At 37.8% G+C, this 5,246-nt stretch carries 6 protein-coding genes; all 6 read right to left on the reverse strand.

Annotated elements, in window-relative coordinates; all coding sequences use genetic code 11:
• The coding region (locus O3670_RS10695; protein ID WP_371596151.1) for an AAA family ATPase at positions 1–1,845 on the reverse strand (1,845 nt) is incomplete at its 3' end.
• A complete protein-coding gene (locus O3670_RS10700; protein WP_371596152.1) occupies positions 1,846–2,247 on the reverse strand; it encodes a hypothetical protein in 402 nt (133 codons plus the stop codon). It lies immediately after the preceding gene.
• An 11-nt stretch (positions 2,248–2,258) separates the two neighbouring features.
• Positions 2,259–2,657 carry a hypothetical protein gene (locus O3670_RS10705; RefSeq protein WP_073688967.1) on the reverse strand — a complete coding sequence of 133 codons (399 nt, stop codon included), beginning with the start codon at positions 2,655–2,657 and terminating at the stop codon, positions 2,259–2,261.
• 35 nt (positions 2,658–2,692) lie between these two features.
• Positions 2,693–3,790 (reverse strand): hypothetical protein, encoded by a 1,098-nt coding sequence (locus O3670_RS10710; protein WP_371596153.1) that lies wholly within the window; start codon positions 3,788–3,790, stop codon positions 2,693–2,695.
• A 783-nt stretch (positions 3,791–4,573) separates the two neighbouring features.
• Complete coding sequence (locus O3670_RS10715) at positions 4,574–4,897, reverse strand: hypothetical protein (RefSeq protein ID WP_371596154.1); 324 nt, start codon at positions 4,895–4,897, stop codon at positions 4,574–4,576.
• Positions 4,898–5,005: 108 nt separating this feature from the next.
• Entirely contained in the window at positions 5,006–5,191 is a 186-nt protein-coding gene (locus tag O3670_RS10720) for a competence regulator inhibitor paratox (protein WP_371596155.1), read from the reverse strand.
• Positions 5,192–5,246: the final 55 nt, after the last annotated feature.

Here is a 5,246-nt window from a genome sequence, read left to right on the forward strand (position 1 = left end):
CCCATTCGCAAACGTTCCTGGTGCATGTCCAGATAGAGACACGTCAACTATAAAGTAATCTTCTGGCTTTCGCCCAAGGAAATACAATTGCTCAAAGATTTCATCTGTTAACACTTCATCAATAGTTCTCTCTAAAGGCCTTGCTCCATCTTCTGGGCTAACACCGACACTACTAAGATATTCATAGAAGTAATTTTTGCCATCGATAGTTTGGTCACCATCCTTAATATCCTCATAATTAATAAGGATATGATGCTCTTTAAACCAAGTACTCTCATGTACTGCCATTTTTGAATAGACAATCTTATCAATGGTTTGTTTCGTCAAGATATTAGTCACTTCAATTTTCCAACGGTTGATAAATTCAGGACGTTTAAAGATCTTGATTAACTCGTCTCTCATGTCCTTCATGAACTCTTTATAGTCAGTCTTGTTCATTTCTGTAAAGGTCTGACCAGAGGTGATATATTTATCTTTGATTCGCTTATGCCCCACGTTTGATGTTGCAATGATAAACGTATTCTTAAAATTGATTTTTCGTCCACGTCCGTCAGTCAAATGCCCGTCATCAAGCATTTGCAGATATAAAGCCCAGACATCTGGATGAGCCTTTTCTAACTCGTCCAATAGAACTAACGAGTAGGGATTCTTCTTAATTTTTTCCGTTAAGTCACCTTTTCGCTCGTCATTTCCTATAAGACGAACAACGGCATTATCTGTCATGTATTCTGACATATCCAACCGAATCATCGCTTCTTCACTACCAAACAGTTGTTTGGCTGCTTGTTTCGCCAATTCAGTTTTACCTGTACCTGTTGTCCCAAGTAGAAGAAGAGTTCCAAGAGGCCTTCGCTTGTTCTGTCCTCCCTGGATTCCCTTATACATAAGGCGTGCTATGGTTCGAATCACATGATCTTGCCCCTTAACAACAGCACGCATCCCTTCCGCAAAATCCACTGGAGTTGAAGACGTGCGTAGGAGACTTTCCATAGGAATACCTTTTTTACGGTGTATGACACTCGCAATATCTCTTAAGGTAATCTCTGATTTCCCATCGATATTTGCAGTCGCTGAAGCTTCATCAATAATATCAATAGCTTTATCTGGAAGCATTTTATCCGTAATATAACGAATAGATAATTCTACTGCTGCCTTAATGGCATCATTAGGAATTTCAATGTCAAGTTCTCGTTTGTACTTGGGACGACGTTTTTTCAAGACCAATATCGACGCCTCTTTATCCAGTTCATCAACGTAAACTGGTTGTAGACGTCGTTCCATTGCAGGATCTCGTTCAATAATCATAAACTCATCAGCTGTGGTGGCTGAAATAAGATAGATTTCCCCACGAGATAAGGCTGGTTTTAAGCTATTTGCGACGTCAAGAGCACTTCCCTCAACCCCAGTTCCCATAATGGTATGCACTTCATCAATAAAGAGGATAAACTCATCTTTATGAGCCATAAACTCTTTAATCAATCCGTCCATTTTAGCAATGATGTTCACCTCTTTACCAGTATGGTCAAATTCTTTCCCTTGGATAGCAGATAATTCTAGTTGCTTAACCTGCTTACTTCGGAAACGTGTTGGGACGTGGGCTTTATTGTTAAGAATATCCGCACAAATTCCCTCTACAATAGCTGTTTTACCTACACCAGCTTCACCAATTAGTACAGGCGAGTTTTTTTCTAATCGATTTAGTGAGATAAAGACTTGTCTGATTTCGTCTTGTCTACCCCAAGCCACAAAATCTTGACGTTTAGGTCTGATTTTCTCAGTAAGGTCTGTTGTGTATTTGTCAATATAAGGAGTCTTACTAAGATTATGGTTAGTCATCTCCTTCATCTATTTATACTTCCTTCCTAAACGTTCTGCAGCCTTATCCATTAAGTAGAGACGGTTTTTCGAGCCATCATCTCTCAACTCTGGATAACAGTTCTTATCAATCGGATAATAACGTTTCTTTGTCCGACGGTGTGCATGAATAAATTCCCAGAACTTATTTCCACCAGACGAAGACGGGATCATCCAATAAATCGTTAAAGTCATTGTACAGATTAAATTGATTAGGAACTTCAGCTCCTGCCCTCTTGGGAAAAATACATCCTTAAATTGTAGCGGAAAAACAAAGCTTCCCACTATAATAAAAGCTTTCATTACAGGAACACCGTAGTACTTTACCTGCGTGTAAAGACCACGAGGCAGTCCCCAGTTCCCCTCTTGTTGTTGATTTTCTTCTTGATTCATCCAGTACCTCCCTAGAAGTCAATATCCATCATTGGTTGAATATTACTTTCAAAATAAAGGAAATAACGGAATTTCTCTGTCAAAAGCTCTACTTGATTCCTCTGAATACAAATAGAACCTTGCTCTCCAAAATCAATATCCAAAAGGTCCGTACATTCAATACGGCATTGGTTCAAGTGTTTCTTGACTACCTCAATGGATGTTTCAGAGTCATGATGTACGTTACTTGAGACAAAACTACGAAAGTTCTTCCAACCAACTTCTTTATCAATGATTTGATGTAGGCGTTCTAAACCGTCTGCCCATTTCCCTCTAAAAATTTGAAGGGGTTCATTCATAGCGTTACCTCGCTGATATTTCATCAATAGGCAATCTTGGTTAAGTAAATAGCGTTGTTCGTCAATTGTCATAATCGTTAATAAAGTCCTTTCTTTCCTTTTTATATTTATTCCCCAATATCTTGTTTTACTGATCGTACTGGTGAATTAAACTTGTAGGTACCATTCTTAACTGCTTTGATATTCTTTTCAATCTGTTCAATGATTGTCTGAACATAAGCAGCATTTTCACGCGCTTTCGCTCCGTCTTTCTCTTTAGAGCCCATACTTTTCTCGATAGCTTCCATATCATTCTGCTTATCGGTTAACTCATTACCGACCAAGTATTCTGACTCACGTTTCAACTGCTCCAATGTCTTAGTATCTTCCTTAATACTGTCATCAAGTGTTTTTGCAGAAGCCAAGAGTTCTTTTCGTTGACCTTTTTGATATTTCAACTCCTCTTCAAAAATATTGAGGGCAAACTTCTCACGAGACAAATTCTTGACATATTTGTTTTTGAAGAGTTCATTTTGAGGAGTAACAAAGAAATCAACGTAGTTCTTATTCCCTTCCTTATCTTTTTGTTTATTCTGCTTAGAAACTGAAGCGTCATTAGAACTAGATGATAAGTAGTCATTGTATTCTTGAACGTCAATCTTGAGACTATTTGAGTTCGGTGTCTTATTTGTCGCACGAATAACCATGAGCGTATAATCTGAAGGCACATTACGCATGACTAGATACACCTTATCTCCGGTTAACGGAATGACTTCTAAGGTCACTGCTTCAGGATTCTTAACACTACTTGGCAAGAAAACCTGCCAATCAAGATTTTCAGTATTAATCCCTTTTTTGATAGCACTAGTAGCATCTGATGTTGTCAATTCCATAACGACTAAGCCATTTGAAGAAGAGTAGGTCATAGAAGTTGCTGTGATACTTCCAAGGCCATTACCAAATGATTGTGTTGCCTGCAGTTGTGACTCTAAGTAAGTAACTCGGGTTGGAGAGAAATAAGCAGATGTAGCTGTCCATACCATAGTTCCCAGTAATGCATAACTAATGATCAGCGTTCGTTTTAACCGATGTCGCCTCAAGTAAGAGAGAACGCTGTTGCTCTCCCAGAAGGACTTGATCCTATTTGCTGCTCTAATCGGAAAATACCGCCAACCTTCCAGCTCTTCGAGCCCTTGTGTATTTTCATAATCTTTAAATTCTACCATGAAGCCATGATAGGCTATTTTATATAGGTGTCGCAACCTAGTGACATAGGTTGACTTTTGAGATAAAATTACCCTTATTCTGGTTTCCTTGCCTTGAAATAACCCCATCAATAAGCTATACTAAAAATGTGTTTAGGAGTACTACTAAACACAGTCATTGTTTTTCCCTTCGGGGAATTTTATGGAGAGGTTGCTTTTCTCCTTCTTCTCCATATCTTCTTTTTCATAAAACGTCATTGTTTTTTGAAAATATTGTTGTTGTAACCATTGGGACTTCCTGTTGTTCCGATGGTTTTTTTCTATCCAAAATAAGTTTCGTTGACAACAAAAAAGAGGCAGCCCTCAATGGACTACCTCTCTTCCCAAGAGAAATTTCTCTGGAGAAGAAAAACAATGACTATTTTTAGTTTAACAGCGAGGGGAGAAACCTCATAACACTAAAAACAGAAAGGATAGTTATGCTTTGGGGGAGGTCCCTAATTCATAACTAATAGAAGTTAATAGATTATGTTAGATGCGAGAGGAGAAATCTCGTCTAACCTTACAACAACAATGGTCGGGTTAAGGAGAGGGGAGAAACCTCATTCCTTAACCTTGATATAAGTATATCATAACAGGTCTTGTATTCGAAGCTCAGAGGCCCCTTTATTTAACTTTTTTTAAATTTTTTACACCCCAATACCGTAAATGCTATCAACCAGATTTAACGAAAAGCAAACTGCCTTATCAGAATAGTCTATCTCAATAAAAAAACACCATCATGAGATGGTGTCTAAACTACTATTACTGCTTACCAAATAATCTTTCTGCTTTAATGCGAGACATCTCAATGAGATTTTGCGATAAGAACAAGCTGACAATGATCATAAAACCAGAGTTCTGTCTTAACAACCCAGTTAATACCAAGAGTGCTAGAACTAAACCTACTAATTTCAATTGTTTCTCAAAAACAATCACTCTCTGTTGACGTTCCTCAAAAGATATCGCCAACTTGCCTATCTTTCGCATATTCAAGTAGACAATAACAAAGGTTACCACCATACAAATAATAGTTCCTAAAAGGGTATCGCCTAAAAAATGGCCCATTGTGCTTAGTGAAAAATCCATTTGTCTACTTTAAATCTCCTCTTAATCTACTCAATACAAATATTATATCACTCTTGTAGACCTTTTGCGAGACCAGAGGAGTTAGTTCGCTTAAAAGCTGCATCATTTCTAGAACTCCTTCAATTCTTCAAGTACAGATTCTAAGTCTACTTCTGTCACCTTTTCTCCGGGTTCTACTTTCTCTCCTGGTAAGACATAATCATGAATCTTCCCATTTCGTCGGACAATACTGATCTTATCGCCCTTGATAAACCCTCTTTCTATCGCTTCCATTACTTCATCATAAGTCATCATTTTATATACCTCCTATTTTTTACAATATATCTATTCGTAAAAGATATCAAAAAGC

This window comes from Streptococcus sp. 27098_8_74 (assembly GCF_041431705.1).
Lineage (GTDB): Bacteria > Bacillota > Bacilli > Lactobacillales > Streptococcaceae > Streptococcus > Streptococcus salivarius_E.

Bases quoted from the DNA above. Each gene is read 5' to 3' on its own strand.
- O3670_RS10700 (WP_371596152.1), bottom strand. From the start codon at position 2,247: ATGAATCAAGAAGAAAATCAACAACAAGAGGGGAACTGGGGACTGCCT.
- O3670_RS10705 (WP_073688967.1), bottom strand. From the start codon at position 2,657: ATGACAATTGACGAACAACGCTATTTACTTAACCAAGATTGCCTATTG.
- O3670_RS10710 (WP_371596153.1), bottom strand. From the start codon at position 3,790: ATGGTAGAATTTAAAGATTATGAAAATACACAAGGGCTCGAAGAGCTG.
- O3670_RS10715 (WP_371596154.1), bottom strand. From the start codon at position 4,897: ATGGATTTTTCACTAAGCACAATGGGCCATTTTTTAGGCGATACCCTT.
- O3670_RS10720 (WP_371596155.1), bottom strand. From the start codon at position 5,191: ATGATGACTTATGATGAAGTAATGGAAGCGATAGAAAGAGGGTTTATC.